At 63.2% G+C, this 21,759-nt stretch carries 18 protein-coding genes and 7 tRNA genes; 4 read left to right on the top strand and 21 right to left on the bottom strand.

All coding sequences use genetic code 11. The features are described from left to right. Positions 1-52: 52 nt before the first annotated feature. The 15 genes from rpoC to rlmB all read right to left on the bottom strand — a co-directional run bounded on the left by rpoC (position 53) and on the right by rlmB (position 13,421). The gene (rpoC, locus tag P8R42_11070) at positions 53-4,294 is read right to left on the bottom strand and encodes a DNA-directed RNA polymerase subunit beta' (GenBank protein ID MDG2305172.1); all 4,242 of its coding nucleotides are present in this window, start codon (positions 4,292-4,294) and stop codon (positions 53-55) included. Positions 4,295-4,303: 9 nt separating this feature from the next. Continuing rightward, on the bottom strand, positions 4,304-8,440 hold the full coding sequence (gene rpoB / locus P8R42_11065; protein ID MDG2305171.1) for a DNA-directed RNA polymerase subunit beta: 4,137 nt from the start codon (positions 8,438-8,440) through the stop codon (positions 4,304-4,306). A gap of 155 nt (positions 8,441-8,595) precedes the next feature. Continuing rightward, positions 8,596-8,988 carry a 50S ribosomal protein L7/L12 gene (rplL, locus tag P8R42_11060; protein MDG2305170.1) on the bottom strand — a complete coding sequence of 131 codons (393 nt, stop codon included), beginning with the start codon at positions 8,986-8,988 and terminating at the stop codon, positions 8,596-8,598. A gap of 71 nt (positions 8,989-9,059) precedes the next feature. Beyond that, a complete protein-coding gene (gene rplJ / locus P8R42_11055) occupies positions 9,060-9,593 on the bottom strand; it encodes a 50S ribosomal protein L10 (protein ID MDG2305169.1) in 534 nt (177 codons plus the stop codon). A gap of 25 nt (positions 9,594-9,618) precedes the next feature. Continuing rightward, complete coding sequence (gene rplA / locus P8R42_11050) at positions 9,619-10,314, bottom strand: 50S ribosomal protein L1 (GenBank protein MDG2305168.1); 696 nt, start codon at positions 10,312-10,314, stop codon at positions 9,619-9,621. A gap of 12 nt (positions 10,315-10,326) precedes the next feature. Continuing rightward, positions 10,327-10,752 (bottom strand): 50S ribosomal protein L11, encoded by a 426-nt coding sequence (rplK, locus tag P8R42_11045; protein ID MDG2305167.1) that lies wholly within the window; start codon positions 10,750-10,752, stop codon positions 10,327-10,329. 22 nt (positions 10,753-10,774) lie between these two features. Continuing rightward, positions 10,775-11,440 (bottom strand): transcription termination/antitermination protein NusG, encoded by a 666-nt coding sequence (gene nusG / locus P8R42_11040; GenBank protein MDG2305166.1) that lies wholly within the window; start codon positions 11,438-11,440, stop codon positions 10,775-10,777. A 56-nt stretch (positions 11,441-11,496) separates the two neighbouring features. Further along, complete coding sequence (gene secE / locus P8R42_11035) at positions 11,497-11,757, bottom strand: preprotein translocase subunit SecE (protein ID MDG2305165.1); 261 nt, start codon at positions 11,755-11,757, stop codon at positions 11,497-11,499. A gap of 77 nt (positions 11,758-11,834) precedes the next feature. Beyond that, positions 11,835-11,909, bottom strand: a tRNA-Trp gene (locus P8R42_11030). Between the two features lie 19 nt (positions 11,910-11,928). Then, a complete protein-coding gene (gene rpmG / locus P8R42_11025) occupies positions 11,929-12,081 on the bottom strand; it encodes a 50S ribosomal protein L33 (protein ID MDG2305164.1) in 153 nt (50 codons plus the stop codon). 45 nt (positions 12,082-12,126) lie between these two features. Then, positions 12,127-12,199 (bottom strand) — tRNA-Thr (locus P8R42_11020). Positions 12,200-12,260: 61 nt separating this feature from the next. Further along, positions 12,261-12,334, bottom strand: a tRNA-Gly gene (locus P8R42_11015). 43 nt (positions 12,335-12,377) lie between these two features. Beyond that, positions 12,378-12,460, bottom strand: a tRNA-Tyr gene (locus P8R42_11010). Between the two features lie 20 nt (positions 12,461-12,480). Further along, positions 12,481-12,553: transfer RNA gene (locus P8R42_11005), tRNA-Thr, on the bottom strand. Positions 12,554-12,704: 151 nt separating this feature from the next. After that, positions 12,705-13,421: a 23S rRNA (guanosine(2251)-2'-O)-methyltransferase RlmB gene (rlmB, locus tag P8R42_11000; GenBank protein MDG2305163.1), complete on the bottom strand. Its 717-nt coding sequence runs from the start codon at positions 13,419-13,421 to the stop codon at positions 12,705-12,707. Between the two features lie 81 nt (positions 13,422-13,502). Here rlmB and lptF point away from each other — a divergent pair, with 81 nt between their 5' ends. Next, positions 13,503-14,687, top strand: a complete 1,185-nt coding sequence (gene lptF, locus P8R42_10995) for an LPS export ABC transporter permease LptF (protein MDG2305162.1) — start codon at positions 13,503-13,505, stop codon at positions 14,685-14,687. Then, positions 14,684-15,778 (top strand): LPS export ABC transporter permease LptG, encoded by a 1,095-nt coding sequence (lptG, locus tag P8R42_10990; GenBank protein MDG2305161.1) that lies wholly within the window; start codon positions 14,684-14,686, stop codon positions 15,776-15,778. Before lptF ends, lptG begins: the two co-directional genes overlap by 4 nt. 85 nt (positions 15,779-15,863) lie before the next feature. On the opposite strand, the gene rpsI is transcribed toward lptG, so the two are convergent. From rpsI to P8R42_10975, 3 genes are all read right to left on the bottom strand, one after another. After that, the gene (gene rpsI, locus P8R42_10985; GenBank protein ID MDG2305160.1) at positions 15,864-16,262 is read right to left on the bottom strand and encodes a 30S ribosomal protein S9; all 399 of its coding nucleotides are present in this window, start codon (positions 16,260-16,262) and stop codon (positions 15,864-15,866) included. Between the two features lie 11 nt (positions 16,263-16,273). Beyond that, the gene (gene rplM, locus P8R42_10980) at positions 16,274-16,723 is read right to left on the bottom strand and encodes a 50S ribosomal protein L13 (protein ID MDG2305159.1); all 450 of its coding nucleotides are present in this window, start codon (positions 16,721-16,723) and stop codon (positions 16,274-16,276) included. Positions 16,724-16,766: 43 nt separating this feature from the next. After that, positions 16,767-16,840, bottom strand: a tRNA-Asp gene (locus tag P8R42_10975). Between the two features lie 176 nt (positions 16,841-17,016). Between P8R42_10975 and P8R42_10970 the strand changes: the two genes are divergently transcribed. Beyond that, entirely contained in the window at positions 17,017-17,649 is a 633-nt protein-coding gene (locus P8R42_10970; GenBank protein MDG2305158.1) for a hypothetical protein, read from the top strand. A gap of 74 nt (positions 17,650-17,723) precedes the next feature. After that, complete coding sequence (locus P8R42_10965; GenBank protein MDG2305157.1) at positions 17,724-18,974, top strand: hypothetical protein; 1,251 nt, start codon at positions 17,724-17,726, stop codon at positions 18,972-18,974. A gap of 6 nt (positions 18,975-18,980) precedes the next feature. On the opposite strand, the gene P8R42_10960 is transcribed toward P8R42_10965, so the two are convergent. The 3 genes from P8R42_10960 to P8R42_10950 all read right to left on the bottom strand — a co-directional run bounded on the left by P8R42_10960 (position 18,981) and on the right by P8R42_10950 (position 21,637). Then, positions 18,981-20,912: a hypothetical protein gene (locus P8R42_10960; protein MDG2305156.1), complete on the bottom strand. Its 1,932-nt coding sequence runs from the start codon at positions 20,910-20,912 to the stop codon at positions 18,981-18,983. A 260-nt stretch (positions 20,913-21,172) separates the two neighbouring features. After that, a tRNA-Val gene (locus P8R42_10955) sits at positions 21,173-21,244 on the bottom strand. Between the two features lie 120 nt (positions 21,245-21,364). Next, positions 21,365-21,637 (bottom strand): HU family DNA-binding protein, encoded by a 273-nt coding sequence (locus tag P8R42_10950; GenBank protein ID MDG2305155.1) that lies wholly within the window; start codon positions 21,635-21,637, stop codon positions 21,365-21,367. Positions 21,638-21,759: the final 122 nt, after the last annotated feature.

The raw sequence follows: 21,759 nt of genomic DNA, 5'->3' as shown, positions 1-21,759 counted from the left end.
GCGGGAATACACAGGGTGAAGCAGAAATATTTAGGAAACGAGGGCTTTCAAGTCAAGCGACCTCCACCGTGTGGTCGCCCACGAGACCCGTCTCCTCGTCCGGAAGACTGCCCGCCTCCGGCTCGTGAACCTCGACTTCGAGCTCGTTGTACTGTTTTACACCGGTCCCGGCGGGGATCAGCCGGCCCATGATGACGTTCTCTTTGAGGCCCGTCAGACGGTCCATCTTGCCGTTGATGGCGGCCTCCGTGAGCACCTTCGTGGTCTCCTGGAAGGAGGCCGCAGAGATGAAGCTCTCGGTCGACAGGCTCGCCTTGGTGATACCGAGCAAGAGCGGCTCGGCTCGGGCAGGCTCGCCACCGGCCTCTTCCGCCTTGCGGTTCTCGTCCTCGAAGCGCCATTTCTCGACGCTATCTCCGATGAGGAATTCGGTATCGCCCACCGCCGTGATCCGGACCCGGCGGAGCATCTGCCGGACGATCACCTCGATGTGCTTGTCGTTGATGCGCACACCCTGGAGGCGGTAGATCTCCTGAACCTCGTCCACGAGGAACTTGGCCAGGGCCTTCTCCCCCATGATGGTCAGGATGTCGTGTGGGTTCGACGAGCCGTCCATCAGCGCATCGCCGGCGCGGACGTGGTCCCCTGGGTGGGCACGCATGTGCTTGCCCTTGGGGATGAGATACTCGCGCTTCTCGCCGACTTCCGGCGTGACCTCCACCTTCCGCTTACCCTTGGTGTCCTTGCCGAAGGAGACCACACCGTCGATCTCGCTGACGATCGCGAACTCCTTGGGCTTGCGAGCCTCGAAGAGCTCGGCGACCCGAGGCAGACCACCGGTGATATCCTTGGTCTTGGTGGTTTCGCGAGGCATCTTCGCCACGACGTCTCCGGCGTGGACCTCCTGGCCGTCGACCACCGAGAGGTGGATGCCAACCGGGAGCTGGTAGCGAGCTTCCTGCCCGCTCTCGAGCTTCACGGTCTTGCCGTCTGCGCCCTTGATGGAGATACGCGGTGTCGGCTGAGCCGCTGCCGCCTCTTCCTTCTTGGTCTTGGCGGACTTCTTCTTCCCCTTGACCGTCTTGGTTGACTTGTCTTCCAGCGGCGCCGTGAGGCTCGCCGTGTAATCGATGACGACCGTCGTCGAGAGGCCGGTTCGTTCGTCGAGCCGGTCTTCCATGGTGACACCCGGCATCAGGTCGCCGAACTTCACCTTGCCCCCGACCTCCGTCAGGACCGGGACGGTGTACGCGTCCCACTCGGCCATCATGTCACCGCGCTTGACCGGACCGCCGTCCGCAATCTTGAGCTTCGCGCCCGGAAGGATCGGGTAGCGTTCGCGCTCGCGCTCGCGACCCTTCTCCTCACTGACCTCTACGACCGAAATCTGGCCGTTTCGGGACATGGCGACTCGGTCACCGTCCTTGTTCGTGACGACTTGGAGTCCCAGGTAGCGCACGACACCGTCGTGGCGCGCCTCCAGCTCGGTCTGCTCGATCTGCCGACTCGCCGCACCACCGATGTGGAAAGTGCGCATCGTGAGCTGCGTGCCCGGCTCACCGATCGACTGAGCCGCAATGACGCCAATCGCCTCACCGATGTTCACCATGTGTCCCCGCGAGAGATCACGGCCGTAGCAACTGCAGCAAACACCGCGGGTTGCGGCACACGTCAGCACGGAGCGGATCTTCACGTGATCGACGTTGGCCTCTTCGATGAGGGTAACCTTCTCTTCGTCGATCTCGTCGTTCGCTTCGACCAGAACCCGATCGTCGAACGGATCCAGGATGTCCTCGAGAGCCACGCGGCCGAGGACGCGATCACCGAGCGACTCGATGATCTCGCCGCCTTCCATCAACGGCGTCATGTCGATGCCGTCGAAGGTACCGCAGTCGATCTCGTTGATGATGCAGTCCTGTGCCACGTCGACGAGTCGACGGGTCAGGTAACCCGAGTTCGCGGTCTTCAGAGCCGTATCGGCGAGACCCTTACGAGCACCGTGCGTCGAGATGAAGTACTGCAGCACGGTCAAACCTTCGCGGAAGTTCGCCGTGATCGGCGTCTCGATGATCTCACCCGACGGCTTCGCCATCAGACCACGCATGCCGGCCAGCTGACGAATCTGCTGTGCCGAACCACGCGCTCCGGAATCCGCCATCATGAAGATAGGGTTGAAGCTCTCGACTACGTGCTTCTTGCCCTGGTTATCCGCGATCTCTTCGGTGCGGATCCCTTGCATCATCGCGTCGGCGATCTGATCGGTCTTCTGAGCCCAGATGTCGACGACCTTGTTGTAGCGCTCGCCCTCGGTGATGAGCCCGTTGGCGTGCTGCTCGGCAATCTCCGCCACTTCCTCGTGCGCCTCGTCGATGAAGGCCCCCTTCGTGTCGGGGATCCGCATGTCCTTGATGCCAATCGAAATGCCGGCCTTGGTCGCGTGCTGGTAACCGACGTCCTTGAGCTTGTCGGCGAAGATGACCGTCGACTTGTTCTTGGACCGGCGGTAGGCGATGTCGATCAGGTTCGCGAGTTCCTTCTTCTTCATCACCTTGTTGACTTCGGCGAACGGAATCTCCTCCGGGACGATCTCATACAGGAGAACGCGACCGACGGTCGTTTCGACGCGCTCGCCCTCGATCCGGACGGTCACCTTGGCCTGAAGGTCGATCTCATTCTGATCGTAGGCGATTCGAACTTCTTCGCCGCCCGAGAAGATCGCTCCCTCACCGCGGACGCCGGGACGCTCACGCGTCATCCAGTAGAGCCCGAGCACCATGTCCTGCGTGGGCACGATGATCGGCTTGCCGTTGGCGGGTGAGAGGATGTTGTTGGTCGACATCATGAGCGCGCGAGCTTCGACCTGTGCCTCGACCGACAGCGGAACGTGAACCGCCATCTGATCACCGTCGAAGTCGGCGTTGTACGCCGCACAGACTAACGGATGTAGCTGGATGGCCTTGCCCTCGATCAGCACCGGCTCGAAAGCCTGGATGCCGAGTCGATGGAGGGTCGGTGCGCGGTTCAGCATCACGGGATGCTCGCGGATGACCTCGTCCAGAATGTCCCACACCTCGGGACGCTCCTTCTCCACCATCTTCTTCGCACTCTTGATCGTCGTGACCAGACCGCGCTCTTCGAGCTTGTTGTAGATGAACGGCTTGAACAGCTCGAGAGCCATCTTCTTCGGCAGGCCGCACTGGTGGAGGCGAAGCTCCGGGCCCACGACGATGACCGAGCGGCCCGAGTAGTCGACACGATTTCCGAGAAGGTTCTGACGGAAGCGACCGGTCTTGCCCTTGAGCATGTCCGAGAGCGACTTCAGCGGACGCTTGTTCGGTCCGGTGATCGCACGACCGCGGCGGCCGTTGTCGAACAGAGCGTCGACGGCCTCCTGCAGCATGCGCTTCTCGTTGCGGATGATGATGTCCGGTGCCTGCAGCTCCATCAGGCGCTTCAGACGATTGTTCCGGTTGATGACGCGGCGGTAGAGATCGTTCAGGTCCGACGTGGCGAATCGACCACCGTCGAGCGGCACGAGGGGACGCAGATCGGGCGGAATGACCGGCACGACCTCGAGGATCATCCACTCGGGACGGATGCCCGAACGCTTCAGAGCGCTGATGACCTTGAGGCGCTTCGCGAGCTTCTTGCGCTTGGCCTCACTCGTCGCCGCCTTCATCTCCTCGCGGAGCTCGCCGGCGGTCTTCTCGACTTCGATCTCGCCGAGCAGCTGGCGGATGGCTTCGGCTCCCATGTCGGCTTTGAAGCTGTCCGGGCCGTGCTCCTCGATCGCCTGGCGGTAAGCGGTCTCGGTGAGAAGCTCGTTCTTCTGGAGCGGCGTGTCCTTCGGGTCCATCACGACGTAGGACTCGAAGTACAGAACCTTCTCGACCTCTTTCAGCGTCAGGTCGAGCGCCGTGCCGATGCGTGATGGAAGGCTCTTCAGAAACCAGATGTGCGCAACGGGCGTCGCCAGGTCGATGTGACCCATGCGCTCGCGGCGAACCTTGCTCTGAATGACCTCGACGCCGCACTTCTCACAGACGACACCACGGTGACGCATGCGCTTGTACTTGCCGCAATTGCACTCGTAGTCCTTCGTCGGTCCGAAGATCTTTGCGCAGAAGAGACCATCGCGCTCCGGCTTGAACGTCCGGTAGTTGATGGTCTCCGGCTTCTTCACCTCACCGTGCGACCACGAACGGATGATCTCCGGAGAGCCTATGGAAATACGGAGGGATCCGAAGGCGATAGGGTTCTTCGGCTTCTCAAAGAGACTGAAGAGATCTTCCATACGCTCCTCCTACTCCGCCGCCGGGATCGCCGGGGGTGGCGTTTGTTGGGTTTCTTCCTCGAGCAGCTCGACATCGAGGCCGAGGCTCTGCAGCTCCTTCAACATGACGTTGAAGGACTCCGGCAGACCCGGCTCGAGGACGGACTCGCCCTTGACGATGGCTTCGTACATTCGCGTGCGACCGACCACGTCGTCTGATTTCACCGTCAACATCTCCTGCAGGGTGTAGGCGGCGCCGTACGCCTCGAGTGCCCACACCTCCATCTCACCGAGACGCTGCCCACCGAACTGAGCCTTGCCACCCAGAGGCTGCTGCGTGACGAGAGAGTACGGGCCCGTCGAACGAGCGTGGATCTTGTCGTCGACGAGGTGGTGAAGCTTCAGGATGTAGATGATGCCGACGGTCACCGGCTGCGAGAACGCCTCGCCGCTCTTGCCGTCGTACAACGTCGTCTGACCGGTATCCGACAGACCCGCCCGGGTGAGGAGGCCGAAAATCTCGTCCTCCGACGCCCCGTCGAAGACCGGCGTGGCGGTGTGAATGCCACCCGCGGCCTTCTTCGCGATCGACTTGAGGTCACCTTCTTCGAGATCGGAGAAGACCTCTTTGTACTGCTCCCCGTAGAGATCCGTGAGCTCCGAACGCAGATGCTCCGTATCGCCACCGTTCGAGGCGGCCGCATTGAGCCCCACCCCAAGGTTCCGTGCCGCCCAGCCCAGATGCGTCTCGAGGATCTGTCCCACGTTCATGCGGGACGGAACGCCGAGCGGGTTGAGGACGATGTCGACCGGAGTACCGTCGGCCAGATAGGGCATGTCCTCTTCCGGAAGGATCCGGGACAAAACGCCCTTGTTGCCGTGGCGACCGGCCATCTTGTCGCCGACCTGCAACTTGCGTTTGATGGCCACGAAAACCTTGACCATCTTAATGACGCCCGGTGCGAGTTCGTCGCCGCCCTGGAGGCGCTCGATCTTCTCGACCGTGACCGAGTTCAGCCGGTCGATCTGCTCGCGCATCGCGCGACAGGTCTGCTCCAACTCCTGCTCGGCCGCCTCGTCACCGATGCGGATGTCGCCCCAGTACGCCGACGGAACGTTCTCGTCGATGTCCTCGGCGGTGAGCTCCTGGCCCTTGGCCAGCAACTGACGACGATGGTCGTCGCTCACACGAGTCGTGGTGGTCTTCCCGACGAGAAGGCTCTTGGCCTTCCGCCCGGTGCTCTCGCGAAGAATGCGGACCTGGTCTTCCTCGTCCTTCTTCAGACGGGCAACCTCATCCTCTTCGATCTGACGCGAGCGCTCATCCTTCGTGACGCCCTTGCGGGAGAACACGCGCGCCTCGATGACCGTACCCTCGACGCCCGGGGGCACCTTGAGGGAGGTGTCACGAACCTCGCCCGCCTTCTCGCCGAAGATGGCGCGGAGGAGCTTCTCTTCCGGAGACAGCTGCGTCTCACCCTTCGGGGTGATCTTGCCGACGAGGATGTCGCTCGGATGAACCTCGGCACCGATGCGGATGATTCCCGACTCGTCGAGATCGGCCAAGGCCTCCTCACCGACGTTCGGAATGTCCCGCGTGATGTCTTCGGGGCCGAGCTTCGTGTCGCGTGCGACGCACTCGAACTCTTCGATGTGCACCGAGGTGAAGAGATCCTCCTTCACCACACGCTCACTGATGAGAATCGAGTCCTCGAAGTTGTAGCCACCCCAGGGCATGAAGGCCACGAGGACGTTCCGGCCGAGTGCCAACTCGCCCATCTCCGTGGCGGGACCGTCGGCGATGACGTCGCCGGCCGTCACTCGGTCGCCGGTCTTGACGATCGGCTTCTGGTTGATGCACGTGCTCTGGTTCGAGCGCTGGTACTTCACCAGGGAGTGGATATCGATTCCGGTGTCGTTGCCGTCGGTCTTGAGCTTGTCGGCACGAATCACGATCCGCGTGGCATCGACGCTCTCGACGACCCCGTCGCGCTGCGCGACCAGTGTCACACCCGAGTCCCGGGCGACGATCGACTCGACGCCGGTGCCCACGAGCGGAGCGTCGGTACGCAGGAGAGGCACCGCCTGCCGCTGCATGTTCGATCCCATGAGCGCACGGTTCGCATCATCGTTCTCGAGGAACGGGATGAGCGAGGCCGCCACCGACACCAACTGGTTCGGCGACACGTCCATGAACTCGATCTGACTAGGAGGCACCTGCTGGAACTCACCCGCCGCACGCGCCGAGATCAGATTCGCCGTGAAGTTGCCCTCGGGGTCGACCTTCGCGTTCGCCTGGGCGATCACGTGATCTTCCTCTTCGAGTGCGGACAGGTATCGGATCTCGTCGGTGACGGAACCTTCGGCCGCCTTGCGGTACGGAGTCTCGACGAAGCCGTAGTTGTTCACCCGGGCGTAGGTCGAGAGCGACGCGATCAGACCGATGTTCGGGCCTTCAGGAGTCTCAATCGGACAGACACGACCATAGTGGGTCGGGTGAACGTCGCGAACCTCGAAGCCCGCCCGCTCGCGCGTGAGACCACCCGGTCCGAGTGCCGAAAGGCGACGCTTGTGGGTGACCTCCGAGAGCGGGTTCGTCTGATCCATGAACTGGGACAGCTGCGAGGAGCCGAAGAACTCCTTGATCACGGCCGCGACCGGTTTGTAGTTGATCAACTCCTGCGGCATCAGCGTCTCGATGTCCTGCAGGCTCATGCGCTCCTTGATGGCGCGCTCCATGCGAACCAGACCGATGCGGTACTGATTCTCGACCAACTCGCCGACCGCGCGAACACGCCGGTTGCCGAGGTGATCGATATCGTCGATCTGGCCGATGCCGTTTTTCAGATCGTTCAGGTAGCGAACGACCTCGAGGATGTCGGCGGCGCGAAGGGTGCCCTGATCGAGGGGCGCATCGACTCGCAGCTTGTGGTTCAGCTTGAGGCGGCCGACCTTCGAGAGATCGTAGCGGTCCTTGTTGAAGAACAGGTTGTCGAAGAACGTACGGGCCGTCTCGCGGGTCGGCGGATCACCCGGGCGGAGACGCTTGTAGATCTCCATGATCGCCTCGTCCGAGTCAGCGACCTTGTCCTGCAGCATCGTGTTGCGAAGCCAGGGACCAGTGCTCTCGACGAAGAGCACGTCGAAGCGGTTGATCTTGCGCTCCTGCAGCACCTCGAGGATCTCCGGAGTGATCTCCTCGTTGCACTCGATCAACACCTCACCGGTATCCGGATCCGGGATGTCGTAGCAGGCGACCTTGCCGATGAGGTCCTCTGAGGCGATGGGCAGCAGCTCGACGCCGGCGCCCTCGAGCTGCCGCAATGCGCCCTTCGTGAGCTTGCGGCCCTCCTTGATGAGGATCACGTTACTGTCCGGATGACGGATGTCGCGGCCGACCTTGATCCCGCCGTGAAGCTCGGGACGGAAGATACGGCTCGCCTGGCCGTCCTTCAGGACGATCGTGTCCTTCTTATAGTAGTAGTTGAGCAGATCCTCGGTGTTCATCCCGAGGGCGCGCAGCAGCACGGATGCATGGAACTTCCGGCGACGGTCGATGCGCACGTACATGATGTCCCGCGGGTCGAATTCGAGATCGATCCAGGAGCCACGATACGGAATGATGCGGGCCTTGAAGAGGAGCTTGCCCGAGGAGTGGGTCTTGCCCTTGTCGTCGTCGAAGAAGACGCCCGGGGAACGGTGGAGCTGCGAAACGATGACGCGCTCCGTGCCGTTGATCATGAACGTGCCGTGCGGGGTCATCAGCGGAATCTCGCCGAAGTAGACCTCCTGCTCCTTCACGTTCTTGATCGAGCGCGCGCCGGTCGCCGGATCGACGTCGTAGATGACCAGATGGACGGTCACCTTTAGCGGTGCGGCGTAGTTGTTCCCGCGCTGATGACACTCGTCGATGTCGAACTTCGGCTGGCCAATCGTGTAGCTGACGAAGTCCAGCTCAGAGGTGTCGTTGAAGTCGCGAATCGGGAAGACGGACTTGAAGACCGCCTGCAGACCGAGGTCTGTGCGCTCATCCGAGGCGACGTCCTTCTGCAGGAAGTCGTCGTACGACCGCCGCTGAATCTCGATGAGATTCGGGATGTCGACAACCTTCTTGATCTTCCCGAAGTTACGCCTGGGACGGAAATTCTCAGCAACCTGAGATGCCATCTACGCTCCTAATGCCGTCTTAGCCGCCCCGAAGAATCCGGGGCGCCAGACGGCGACTGGCCTTCCGACGACAAGACGCACGGGCACATTTCTGGCCCGTGCCATCTTGAAAAAACTACTTTTTGACCCGCGCGGCATCGCCGACGCGTGACGCGCTAGTCCAGCTCGACGGTACCGCCGGCCTCCTCGATCTTCTTCTTCATCTCTTCGGCCTCGTCCTTGGTCGCGCCTTCCTTAACCGCCTTGGGCGCGCCGTCGACGAGATCCTTGGCTTCCTTCAGGCCGAGACCAGTGATCTCGCGTACCGCCTTGATGACCTGGATCTTCTTCTCGCCGGCCGCCTTCAGGATGACGTTGAACTCATCCTTCTCGGGCGCGGCCTCGCCGCCGGCGTCGCCGCCGGCTCCAGCTGCAGCGACCGCGACCGGAGCAGCAGCACTGACGCCCCACTTCTCCTCGAGCGCGCTCACAAGCTGCGAAACTTCCATGATCGTCAGCTCCGAAAGCTGGTCGATGATCTCGTTCATCTTCTCCGCCGTGATGGGCATGTTCTCTCCTTACCTACTTCTTAGCGGCCTATTGGGCCGCCCAGGGGTTCTGGTTGTCGGTGTGGCGGGCTTCAGTCTGCCGGGGCGCCCGAGTCGCCGCGCGCCTTAATGACACGCGCCAGCTGGTTCGCCGGCTCACTGAGAAGCCGTACGAGTTGCGTGGCCGGTGCAGTGAGAACACTGAGAAGCTGCGAGCGGAGCTCATCCTTCGTCTTGAGCTTCGCAAGCTGCTTTACGTCTTCTCCCGCAAAGAGCTGTCCTTCGAGAATCGCTCCTTTGATCTGGAGCTTCTCTGCATTGTCCTTGGTGAACTTGACGAGCTCCTTGGCGACGGCGACGGGGTCGCCGTACCCGAACACGAGCGCGGTCTGGCCGACCAGCATCTCATGCAGGGGCTCGAAATCACTTTCTTTGAAAGCCCGGAGCGCGAGCGTGTTCTTGGCGATTTTGTACTCGCCTTCCATCTCGCGCATCTTGTTGCGCAGGCCGGTGACCTCCGCGACGTTCAGGCCGTTGGGCTCGGCGATGATCGCAATGTTGGCCCGACCGAGCCGGTCCTTCAGACCCTCGATGACTTCCGCTTTGGCTTTGGCTTCGACGTTCACGGGTTGATCTCCACAGCCCTGCGGCTCAAGCCGCCGCCTTCACGGCCACGGGATCGATGCGGATTCCCGGCCCCATCGTCGTCGAGACGGCGATGGCCTTCATGTAGGTGCCCTTGGCGGCCTGCGGCTTGGCGCGCAGGAGGCTGTCGATGACGCACTGGGCGTTGTCGACGAGCTTCTCGGCGCCGAAAGAGCGCTTGCCGATCGGCACGTGGATGATCCCCGCCTTGTCGACGCGGTACTCGACCTTGCCCGCCTTCAGCTCGGCGACTGCCTTGGACACGTCCATAGTGACGGTCCCGACCTTCGGGTTCGGCATCAGGCCGCGAGGGCCGAGAACCTTACCGAGCTTGCCGACGACGGCCATCATGTCTGGGGTCGCGATGGCCTTGTCGAACTCGAGCCAGCCTTCGCCCTGGATCTTCTGAGCCAGATCGTCGCCGCCGACGAAGTCGGCACCGGCGTCTTCCGCCTCTTTGATCTTGTCCCCCTTGGCGAACACGAGGACGCGCACGCTCTTGCCGGTCCCGTGCGGGAGCTGGCAGGTGCCGCGAACGTTCTGCTCTGCCTGGCGGGGGTCGACGCCCAAAACCACGGCCAGTTCGACGGTCTCGTCGAACTTCGCGGGCGCCGCTTCGACGGCGAGGCCGAGGGCCTCCGCCAGCGAGTAGCGCCGCGTGCGGTCGATCCCCTCACGGGCCTTCGTCAGTCTCTTACTCAGGTGCCCCATGATTCAGTCCACCACCGTTAGGCCCATGCTGCGCGCCGTCCCTTCGACGATGCGCTCCGCCGCATCCATCGTGACGGCGTTCAAGTCGGGCAGCTTGGTCGTTGCGATCTCACGCACCTGAGCGCGCGTAACCTCACCGACCATCGTTCGGCGCGGCTCCTGCGATCCCTTCTGAAGGCCCGCGGCCTTCTTCAGCAGAACTGAAGCGGGCGGGGTCTTCGTGATGAAAGTGAATGAACGGTCCGCGTACACCGTGATGATGACCGGGATGATCAACCCGGCTTGGCTCTGCGTCTGGGCGTTGAACGCCTTGCAGAACTCCATGATGTTCACGCCACGCTGACCGAGTGCAGGACCCACGGGCGGGCTCGGGTTCGCCGAACCTGCCGGAATCTGGAGTTTGATCTCTCCGATGACCTTCTTTGCCACTTTGTTTCCTCGACTAGTCCGATCAGGCCTTTTCGACCTGAACGAATTCCAGCTCCACAGGCGTAGCCCGACCAAAGATGCTGATCAGGACGCGGAGCTTGCCCTTTTCGGGCTTCACTTCTTCCACCGTACCGTTGAAGTCCTGGAACGGACCGTCGATCACCTTGACGCTGTCGCCTGCAGAGAAGAGGACCCTGGGCTTGGTAGCCCCCTCTTCCATCTGCTGGGTGATCTCCATGACTTCCGACTCGCTGATCGCGGGGGGATCGTCCGTCCCGCCGACGAATCCCGTGACCCGCGGCGTAGACTTGATCAGCCCCTTGATGAAGTCCCCGAGGATCCCGACGTTGACCAGGATGTAGCCCGGGAAGAACTTGCGCGTAGAGGTGCGTCGTTGCCCTTTTACGAGCTCGACGACCTTCTCGGCCGGTACCAAAATGTTCTGAAACGAGTCCAACTGCTCGAGCGCGACTTTGAACTCGGCGATGACCACCAGTTCTTTGTCGTTCGGATTCTCTCTCGCCTCGAGGTTGGCCAGTTCGGCCTGCTTCTTGGCGGTCTCCGAGCGACGACGCTCGTCGAGCGAGGCCTTCACTTTGGCCTCGTACCCCGAGTATGTGTGGACGACGTACCAGCGTCCCGCGGCAGGCGGCGATGCGCCTCCGGAAGACTCCGTCGAACCGGACATCAATTATTTCCTCGCGACGTTGGGGGTCTGCAGGAATGCCGGCAGGCCCGGGCCACTCATGAAGTGCCCATGATGTATTGCATGGCGAACGAGAGTGCGAAGTCGACCAAACCCAGGAAAACCGCTGAAATTCCGACGACCACCAGGACGACGGCAGTCGCCTGGTAGGTCTCCTTGCGGGTAGGCCAGTGGACCTTCTGCAACTCCTGCCATGCTTCTTTTACGAACTGGATCGAACGCGGACCAGCCGAAATTATCTCACCCACCTTGCTCTGGGCACCGCCCTGAGCACCGCGGCTTTCCGACTGCTTCGCCATTTCGTCCGTGTTCCCTTCTTAAAAACTGCTTTGAGTCTGATTTTGCCTCGACCACCCCGGTCGAGACAGCCGGGCAGCAGGCCAGGCAGGATTCGAACCTGCAACCCTCGGATTTGGAGTCCGATGCTCTAGCCAATTAGAGCTACTGGCCCTCGGACGCCCGACGCACGATCAGACTTTGACCTCTTTGTGAGGGCGGTGACTCCGACACGCTGCACAGAACTTCTTCATCGTGAGCTTTTCGGTCGTACGCTTCTTGTTCCGCGTGGTCGTGTAGTTCTTGCGTTTACATTCTTCACACTGAAGCGCCACGAGATCTCGCATCTTCTTCTTCTTCCTCGCCTAATCGTGCGACTTACATTCCGAACGAGCCCAGGAGCGGGATCGAACCGCCGACCTCGTCCTTACCAAGGACGTGCTCTGCCGACTGAGCTACCTGGGCCTGTATAGTACCGAGTGTTTGGTGCCGCTCCCCCAGGCATGGGGCTCGACCCTCTATCGAAAGCGGGAAACGGGATTCGAACCCGCGACCCCGAGCTTGGAAGGCTCGTGCTCTAGCCAGCTGAGCTATTCCCGCCCGACCCTGACTTCCAACTGTTCAATTCTCGGATTCTTCCCCATGGAGAGGGGAGGATTCGAACCTCCGAAGGCATAAGCCGGCAGATTTACAGTCTGCTCCCGTTGGCCACTTGGGTACCTCTCCGAGACACCCGTCGCTGAGCGAGCCGATGATCGGACTCGAACCGACAACCTACTGATTACAAATCAGTTGCTCTTCCAATTGAGCTACATCGGCGCTTCGAGACGCCTGCTGCGCCGCGCGATACAGCCCCAACTTATTGTTTTTTCTAAAGAAACTTGCATCGCCGCCCCGAAACCACACCTTCCCTATCGACGCTCCGGGAAGCGGGTCAAACTTCGTTGTTACCAAAGAGAATTCGGGAGTGTCAAGATGACGCCCCGCGACGAAGGCGAGAGAGTTCCCAAAGTCCGATTCCGGCAGCTACGGAGACGTTCAGAGACTCGGTTCGGCCCGTCATCGGGATCCCGACCAACCGGTCGCAGCTCTTTTGCATCAGCGGCCGGACGCCCTCCCCCTCCGCACCCATCACCAGCGCCGCCGGTAGACCTGGAACGGCCCCCGGCTCCCCCAGATTCAGCTCCGCCTCGCCGTCCAGCCCGATCACCCAGATTCCGGCCGATCGCAGAGTACCGAGGGACCTGACCAGGTTCGTGACCCGGGCGATCGGGAGCCATTCGACCGCCCCCGCCGCGGCCTTAACCAGCGACGGTGTCAGGCCGGGAGCCCGGTCCTTTGCGACGATCACGCCCCCCGCCCCGGCGGCTTCGGCCGTTCGCAGGATCGCGCCGATGTTCCGAGGGTCGGTCAGACCGTCCAAAACCACCAGAATGTCGGGTTTGGTCGCCAGGACCTCCTCGAGGTCCCAGAATCGGGGGGGTCGGCCCAGGGCGGCTATCCCCTGGTGGGTGGCACCTCCAGAGAGAGCTCCCAGAGACTTGGGGTCGCTGGTCTCCACCCGCACCTTGGCGTCCGAGGCCAGGTATTCCGCCTGAGTACGATTCTCCCGGGTCGCGAGAATGCCCTCGACATCGTCCGGGCGCGCCTTGAGAAAGGCGGCGACCGCGTGCCAGCCGCAGGCCACATATGAAGGTCGACCGCGGCGGCCACGCTCACGACGTTTTACACCTTTTCGGGCGTCCGTTAGCATCGCCGAGTCACTTCCATGGGGCGAACGCTTCACCGTTACGTGTTCCTGCAGGTGCTGGGCCCATTCGCTGCCGGCCTTGCCCTGTTCACGTTCATCTTACTGATCGCCCGCATCATGAAGCTGGTGGAACTCGTGGTGAACCGTGGGGTGCCACTGGGACAGGTCCTGCTGTTGTTTTCGTACATTCTCCCGGCGTTCCTGGAGGTCACGGTCCCGATGGCGCTTCTCCTCGCGATCCTCATGGCCATCGGACGGATGTCGTCGGACAGCGAGCTCATCGCACTACGGGCATCTGGTCTGAGCCTCTACCAGATTTCGGTCCCGATCGCGGCATTCGCCGTGCTGATCTTTGCCGCATCGATGATGCTCTCCCTGCACGCCCGGCCCTGGGGCAATACTCGGCTGAAGACTGGAATCTTCGAACTCGCCCGAACTCGGGCAACGGCCGGGCTCACCGAGCACGTCTTCAACGACGACTTCGCAGGCCTCGTGATCTACGTGGAGGAGATCGAGCCCCCGGGTACGGAGCTCCGGCGCATCCTCCTTTCGGATCGGCGGAACCCCGAACAAGAGAATACCGTCATCGCGAGCCGCGGGACCCTCGTTGCCGACGAGACCGCGCAAACGCTCCACCTGCGGCTCCAGGACGGGGTCACGTTCACGAACGAGCCCGCACACAAGGAGTTCCACAAGACCGACTTCGTCGAGTACGACGTCTCCCTCGACCTCGGACAGGCATTGGGGCAGTTCGAGACCCGCGACCGCGACCCGAGCGAGATCCCGTTCGCAGAGCTGCAAAAGATCGTGGCGGACAGTTCGGGGACGACCGAGAAGGCGCTGAGCGAACGGATCGAACTCGCGCGACGCGTGGCGATTCCCTTTGCGGCGCTGATCTTCCCGCTGCTCGCAATCCCGCTGGGACTCCAGCCCGTGCGAGCCGTGCGCTCCCGAGGGCTCGCCATGAGCCTCGCCATAATTCTCATCTACTACCTGCTGCTCACCGCCGGCGATGCGCTCGCCGCGAACGAGGTGCTGCCCGTCCCGGTCGCCCTCTGGCTTCCCAACTCGATCCTGGGAGTGTCGGGCATGATCCTGTTCTTCCGGGCATCGCGCGAGGCCCGGCCGCCCTTCGAGGGGAAAGCCAGCGGCTTGATCGACTCGATTCGAAACCAGTTCCAGACCGCGCGGTCCGAGTCATGAGCAGAAGCCTCTGGCTGCCGACCGTCGCGCGCTATCTGCTCACCGAGTTCGGACGCGCACTCTTCATGACGCTCTCCGCGTTCATCCTGCTCTACCTCTGCATCGATTTCTTCGAGCGGATCCCACGCTTCCTCCAGCACGATCCCACGACCGCCCAGGTCGTCATCTATTTTCTCCTAAAGATCCCTCTGATCGTCGCTCAGATCATGCCCGCGGCAGTCCTGGCCGCTACCCTCCTCGGTCTCGGCGGGCTCGCCCGGCGGGCGGAACTCATGGCGATGCGAGCGTGCGGGATCAGCCTCTGGCAGATCGCAACACCGATCGTGCTCGCGTGCGGTGTCCTCTCGGTCGCCATGCTCGCCTTCAACGAGTACGTCGTCCCTCCAAGTGCAGCCCGCTCGGACTACATCGAAACCGTAGAGATCAAGAACAAGACGTACCGAGCGCACTTTCGGCAGCGCGAGCTCTGGTACCAGGACAGGCGCGGCTTCACGAACATCGACCGATTCGACCCCAAGAAGAGCGAGATTCACGGTCTGACCCGGTACGAGTTCAACGACGACTTCCAACTACGGCGCATCGTCTCTGCGACACTCGCCCGCTGGAACGGAAGTGGTTGGGACAGCGAGGGCGCCTACGAAGTGATTGTCGCCCCGAGTGGAGAGGTCGAAACGAAGACACTAGAGCCCAACGGGCTCGGGCTGAAGGAAACGCCCAAGGACTTCACCGGCGTCTACCGGGACGCCGAGCACATGAGCTACGCGGCCCTCGCCGAGCAGACCCGTCAGCTTGCGGCCAAGGGCATCAACACACAGGACTCGCAGGTCGAGTTGTGGCTGAAAATCGCGCTGCCGTTCGCGAGCCTCGTGATGTCCCTCATCGCGATTCCCCTGGCATCACGACACAGCCGCCAATCCAGTTCGGCCGCGAACGTGGGCATCGCCCTGGTGGTGGGCTTCAGCTACTGGGTCGTCCTCGCGCTCACGACCAGCCTCGGCAAAGGAGAGCTGCTCCCACCGGTGGTCGCCGCGTGGACGGCAAACGCTCTCTTCGCCTTGATCGGCGCCGTGTTCTTCCTCGGCAGCGAATAGGCGCAGCAGTACATACGGTACGACGACTCGCGACTCGCGCGGGTGTCAGGGTTGGAGCCTGGAGAGGCTCCCCAACCAAAAGCCTCTAGCGCTTGCTGTACTGCGGACGCTTGCGGGCTTTGTGGTGACCGTACTTCTTTGACTCGACCTCGCGGGAGTCACGGGTGATGAAGCCGGCCTTTTTGAGCGTCGGGCGGTAGTTCGGGTCGACGAGAAGCATCGCCCGCGAGATACCGTGTCGCACGGCCTGCGCTTGAGCGGAAACTCCTCCGCCCTTCACGTTGACCGACACGTCCCACCGGCCCAAGGTCTCGGTGACCTCAAACGGCTGGTTCACGATCATCCGCGACGTGGGACGACCGAAGTAGTCCTCCAGCGCGCGGCGGTTGACCACGATTTGCCCCGCACCGTGCGAGACGCGGACCTGCGCGATCGCAGATTTCCGCTTGCCGGTCGCGCTAAACTTCTGTGTTTGCTCTGCCATCAAGATCCACTCTATTCCACGGCCGCGATCGGTTCGGCCATCTGAGCACCATGAGGGTGCTCGGCGCCCGGGTAGACCTTGAGCTTGGTGATGAGCCGCCGCGACAGTCTATTGCGCGGAAGCATACCCTTGACTGCCTCTCGGACGATCCGATCCGGACGCGCATCCAGAAGCTCACCGGCCGGCGTCGAGCGAAGACCGCCCGGGCGCTCGGAGTGCCGGTAGTAGAGCTTGTCGGTGGCCTTGTTTCCCGTCAGCCGAATCTTGCTGGCGTTCACGATGATCACGAAGTCTCCGCAATCGACGTGCGGCGAATAGATGGGCTTCGTCTTCCCCCGAAGGAGATCCGCCACCTGTGTCGCCATACGGCCAAGAGTGCGTCCCTCGCCATCGAGGACGACCCAGCGTCGCTGTTTCAGCCCCTCCTCGTGGGAGGGGAAGGTGGTCACCTTAGTCGCCATTTTGCCTACTCTGTTCGGATCTTGTTGCCGCGGGAAAATAATACGGGGCCGACGAGACTTGAACTCGCGACCTCCGGCGTGACAGGCCGGCACTCTAACCAACTGAGCTACGACCCCGCAGGGTTTCGAGGATCTAGCAATCGCATTCCAAAGCGGCAAGGCGGGGCGCGAAGTTCCCGAAAGGCCTCGTATACCATGGCTTTCCAGCCCTCGCCCACTCCGGCGGCGACGGGTCGCCAACCCGATGCCTGCCGCCTGGTGAGCCCAGCGCCTTTGTGACAGGGTCGAGCCTCATGCCGACGCGACCCTGGGTGCACCCTCGAGGCCCGATTCGGGCCGCCCGAAACCTGATTCTGGCGGCGGTCGTATGGGCGTGCGCCGCGCCCCCGACGGCCGAGGCCGTCGCCCCGACCATCCTCGATTTCGGGGCTCGGTGCGACGGGAAGGCCGACGACCACCCCGCCTTCGAGGCCATGCTGGAGAAGACCGGGGAGATTGTGGTCCCAGCCGGCCGCCGGTGCCGTCTCGGGAGCGATCTCGTGATCCGGAGCGACCGGGCCACCGTTCGGTGCGCGCCCGACGGCGAAATCGTCCTCCAGGGCGCCTTCGACGAGGCCGGAATCCTGATCGCCGGCGCGCAGGGAGTGACGATCGAAGACTGCCCATTCGACCTGGCGGGCCGGACAGCCGTCCCGGCAATCGCGACGGACGACCTCTGCTCGGTCGCGAAGGGCTCCTGCGACGGGGGCGCCCAGACGGGCGCGCCCAGACGGGCGCGCCCTGCGTGGAGCCGGCGGAGTGCCCGGAGGGCCGATGCCTGGTCGCCGGCGGGGCCACCGGGCGTTGCCGGGCCGGAGGCACCGACGGACAGCGATGTACCGGCGCGGCGGACTGCCCGGGCGACAGCGGCTTCTGCGAACACCTGAACTCCTGTTGGCACCAGCGGGGAGCGAACATCCTCAACAACGAGATCCGAAACCTCCCCGACGCCGAGTTCAGCGTGATCCGAATCCTCGGGGCGACCGAGGGTCCCGCCGCCCGAACGCACGACAACCGCATCGTCTGCCCCAAAGACGCCGAAGCCGCGATCACTGGCATCCGCGTCAGCAGTGGCACCACCAGCGACAACACGGTGCGAGAGTGCGCCATCGGAATCGACGCCAGGCCCCTGAACGCCGCTACGTTCGTTTCGCGCAACACAATCGTGTTCTCCAGCCGGGCGGCAATGGACGCGATCGGCATCACCGTGATCGACGTCAACACTTCGACGAGCTCGGTCGACGACAACTTCGTTCGGATGAGCGCCCAAGGCGGTATCGGAATCCGCACCGGTATCGCGCCCGTCCGCGGCAACACGGTTCTTCTTGGTGGGAACGCCGGGATCGGGGTGGTGGCGGCGGGCCTGGTCACCGCCAACGTGATTCGCCCGGTCACCGGCACACCCCCGGGCAGCGGCACGGGAATCGCGACCATAGGCAGAACGGGCACCATCAGCTCGAACACGATCGGGGGCCTCGAGTGGGGAATCGTCCCGCGCGGAGGCGGAGCGGACGACGCGACGAACGCGGGCCCGGGCTCGATCAACAAGCGCGTGGTGGGCAACGAGCTGGTGTCCACCCACAATGGGGTCGTCGCGCTCACCGGCTGGCACGTCATAGGCAACACGATCAACTGGATCCCGTCGCCACGCGAAGCCGACGCGACCGACGAGAGGCTGGGCGCCGCGATCTGGATCGGCGATCCGCGTCGGACCAACTTCGGCAACTACGCCTGCACGGAGCACTCGCTGATCTCCTCGAACAATCTCCACACAGACCGCGACGACGTCTATCTGATCGCCGCGACGCCGATCGGAATGCGTTGCAAGGCCACGAACCGGCCTTGCCGCGAGAGCGACGGGGGCGCCGCCGTCTGTGACGGAGGGGAGGACGACCCCTGTGCCCCCGTCCGGTGCGAAGGGATCAACATCGTCGCCAACGAGTTCATCCGCCGCCAAGCCGGCCCGGCCAGCGTCGATCTGGGCCGGGGATCGCCGCGAAATCCGATATACGCAGGAGGCGAAACGCCCCTCATCGGCCTCGTCGGGATCACCGGCAACATGAGCCTCACGCCCGGCGCCGACGCGTTCGTCGCCTTCTCGGACGACGAATCGCGCTACGTCCTCGGTCCGGTCGATATCGCCAACAACACGACGACGGCGCCGGCGACGCTCGGTTTCAAGCCCGGCGACGCAGCGAAGCCCAACCGCTGATTCCCGCTACGGGAATTTCGCGGCGAGTCGTCCGACGCGACCAAGCTGACTCGACGGATCACCCGGATGGTTCCGCGTGATCGACGACGCCGGGAAGTCGGCGCCGAAACAGCGCCCGCTGTCTGCGTCGATCAACTGCACCGTGAGTCCCTGCGGAGCGACGACCGGCAGGTACGGAGCGTCGAGAAGAGCGCCCTTCCCTTTCAGAGTGACCCGAGACCGCGCGTCTCCATTACGCAGCGTGACCACCGAGAGCCCCGAGCCACCATTCCGGATTCGGAACTCCCTCGAGCGCGCCCGCCAGCTATCGGTCGGAAGCGCCAAGTCGAATTCCACGACAGGCGTTTCGCCCGCGTACAGGCAGAACTGATACGCCGCGTCCGCTGTCGGGTCGGGGAAGTTCTCGGCGAGGGGGTCGGCCTGCCAACGGAACATGAACTTGTCCTCCCGCTGGCCCCCCGGAGGGCTCTTGAGCAGGACCAGCCGGGCGCGCGATGCCGGCGCACATACCTGGGGCGTCGGCGGGCACGACGACGGGACGCGGCAGTTTCCGTTCTCGAGACACTGCCAGTTCGATTGAACGACGTCGCGTCGGCTCTTCACGATACCCGCCGCGAGGTTGGACGAGTTCGTCCGATAGGCGACGACCTCTCCATTCCCGGACAACGCGGGCTCAACGCTGCACCCGTTCCCCATCGTTCCGGAGTCATCGATGCCGGTGCGGCGCAGACGCCCCGTGACCTGATCGAAGATGTAGACCTGGTCTCCCTTGTGGTCGGAGCCCGGCAACAGGTTCGTGCCGCGCGTTGCGAAGGCCGCATAACGTCCGTCGCTCGAGAGGCTGTGACTGGTGACCGAGTCCATCCGGCACGGGAACCGCGCATCCAACGGACCGCACTCCAGGCCGTCGCGCGCCGGGCTGGCGAGGACTGTCGTCCCCTCCACGCGGTCGCGCAGGTAGAGGCTGATGGCGCGCTGGGCCCCCGGAAGTGGCGCCACGAGCGTCACGGCGGAAGTCCGGAAGGCAACATAGCGACCGTCGAACGATAGCCTGGGCGCCCGACAGCGACGGTTCGCATGCTGCCCGGCATCCGACCGGCTCTCGTGCGTCATCTCCCCAGTACTGAGATCGAGAACGTAGATCTGCGCGAGGTTGCCGGTCGGCGGCGGGAACTCGATGAGAGCCCGCGAGCCGCTCTCGAACGCGACGACGTTGCCGTCGCCCGAAATCGATGGCGACGTACCGTACGCGCGGCTCTCGTCACCATCCACCGACAGCGTCAAAAGTGAGATCCCATCGATGGCGTCCCACAGATAGACGTCGGGATTGCCGTCGTAGTTGGGGCCCGGGTTGTCGGGCACGAGATTCAAAGCCGAACTAGAGAAGACCACCCGCCGGCCGTCTGCCGATATCGAGGGGCACTGGCTGAAACCGTCCGGCTCGCTTCCGTCGTGACCGACAGTCAGTCGGGTCGTCGTACCCAGCTGGCGGTCGCGCACGTAGACATCCCAGCGCGTCGTTCCGAGGTTCGCACCCCCTGCGTAGAGGTTCCACGCCCAGCTCCGGAACGCGACGTAGCGCCCGTCTGCCGATATCGAGGGGCACTCGCTGTCCCCGCGCCCCTCCTGGCCCTTCCAACTCAGGCTCACGCGCTCCGTCACACCGGTCACGTCGTCGCGAAGGAAGACGTCACGGTTCTGGTTCGTGTCGCCGGGCACCAGATTCGTCGCCTCGCTTGCATACGCAATGAAGCGACCGTCCTCCGAGACCGACGGCGTTCGCGAGTTCCCGCCCGACGACCCACCTGTGGGGTTGACGGTGACCCGCGTGGACACCGCCGGAAATTGACCATACGCCACCGGCGCGAGACAAAGAAGCGCAGCCGCAGCTACGCTCAGAACGATTTTTTTTTGTGGGTCGTGCAGCTGTTCCCTCATTGCTGGTCCCGAACAAAACCGGCCCCGATTGACGGTACACCGACTCCTGGAAACCGGCCTCGACTCTCAATTCTACGGCAGCGAAGGCTCAGGTCGGGGAGGGATCAGACGTGCAACTACCGTGTTCGCTGACTGTACCCTCTGCCCAGATGGGCAGACAACACAGAAAGTTCTGATACTGGGGCGCCATGGCAGGGCGCCGTGCGGCGAGAGCCGGCAGGCAACTCCATCGCCGAAGCGACGCCTCCACTTTGCGAACATGGGCGGTACTGGGATCGAACCAGTGACCCTCGCCTTGTAAGGGCGACGCTCTCCCACTGAGCTAACCGCCCCTCGGAGCCGCTGCGCGGACGGAGCGCGCACCCCGCCTGCGCGGAGTCTTTACCGAGCCACGAGGGCTCGGCCAAGTGGAAGCGCGGGTCGCAGAGCGACCCGCGCGGTACACACCCGAACTAGTTCAACGCGTCCTTCAAACCCTTGCCGGGCTTGAACTTTGCCGATCGGGACGCCTGAATCTCAATGGTCTCACCCGTCTTCGGGTTGCGACCCTGGCGCGCCTTACGGTCGGAGACCGTAAACGTACCGAAACCCGAGATGTTGACCTTGTCCGCACCTTTCAACGCCGACGTAATGTCGTCGAAGATCAGGTTCACGGTTCGTTCCGCCGTGGCCTTGGGAAGGTCCATCTTTCCCGCCACTGCCTCGATCAAGTCCGCCTTCGTCATTTCACCTCACCCCCTCAACCTAGAATAGGTGCGTAAAATACAGGGCTATTCGGAGGACTGCAAGAGAACCGCCGGTAATCTGATGCAGCAGGTGCCGGGACCGGCCGGACCCGAAGGTCCGG

The sequence above is a fragment of the Candidatus Binatia bacterium genome (assembly GCA_029243485.1).
In the GTDB taxonomy this organism is placed as follows: domain Bacteria; phylum Desulfobacterota; class Binatia; order UBA12015; family UBA12015; genus VGTG01.
Note: the sequence above shows the minus strand (reverse complement) of the source record. Positions and strands in the feature narration are given on the sequence as shown.

Bases quoted from the DNA above. Each gene is read 5' to 3' on its own strand.
- rpsI (MDG2305160.1), bottom strand. From the start codon at position 16,262: ATGGCAGAGCAAACACAGAAGTTTAGCGCGACCGGCAAGCGGAAATCT.
- rplM (MDG2305159.1), bottom strand. From the start codon at position 16,723: ATGGCGACTAAGGTGACCACCTTCCCCTCCCACGAGGAGGGGCTGAAA.
- P8R42_10950 (MDG2305155.1), bottom strand. From the start codon at position 21,637: ATGACGAAGGCGGACTTGATCGAGGCAGTGGCGGGAAAGATGGACCTT.
- secE (MDG2305165.1), bottom strand. From the start codon at position 11,757: ATGGCGAAGCAGTCGGAAAGCCGCGGTGCTCAGGGCGGTGCCCAGAGC.
- rpmG (MDG2305164.1), bottom strand. From the start codon at position 12,081: ATGCGAGATCTCGTGGCGCTTCAGTGTGAAGAATGTAAACGCAAGAAC.
- lptG (MDG2305161.1), top strand. From the start codon at position 14,684: ATGAGCAGAAGCCTCTGGCTGCCGACCGTCGCGCGCTATCTGCTCACC.
- nusG (MDG2305166.1), bottom strand. From the start codon at position 11,440: ATGTCCGGTTCGACGGAGTCTTCCGGAGGCGCATCGCCGCCTGCCGCG.
- rpoC (MDG2305172.1), bottom strand. From the start codon at position 4,294: ATGGAAGATCTCTTCAGTCTCTTTGAGAAGCCGAAGAACCCTATCGCC.
- rpoB (MDG2305171.1), bottom strand. From the start codon at position 8,440: ATGGCATCTCAGGTTGCTGAGAATTTCCGTCCCAGGCGTAACTTCGGG.
- P8R42_10970 (MDG2305158.1), top strand. From the start codon at position 17,017: ATGCCGACGCGACCCTGGGTGCACCCTCGAGGCCCGATTCGGGCCGCC.
- P8R42_10960 (MDG2305156.1), bottom strand. From the start codon at position 20,912: ATGAGGGAACAGCTGCACGACCCACAAAAAAAAATCGTTCTGAGCGTA.
- lptF (MDG2305162.1), top strand. From the start codon at position 13,503: ATGGGGCGAACGCTTCACCGTTACGTGTTCCTGCAGGTGCTGGGCCCA.
- rplL (MDG2305170.1), bottom strand. From the start codon at position 8,988: ATGCCCATCACGGCGGAGAAGATGAACGAGATCATCGACCAGCTTTCG.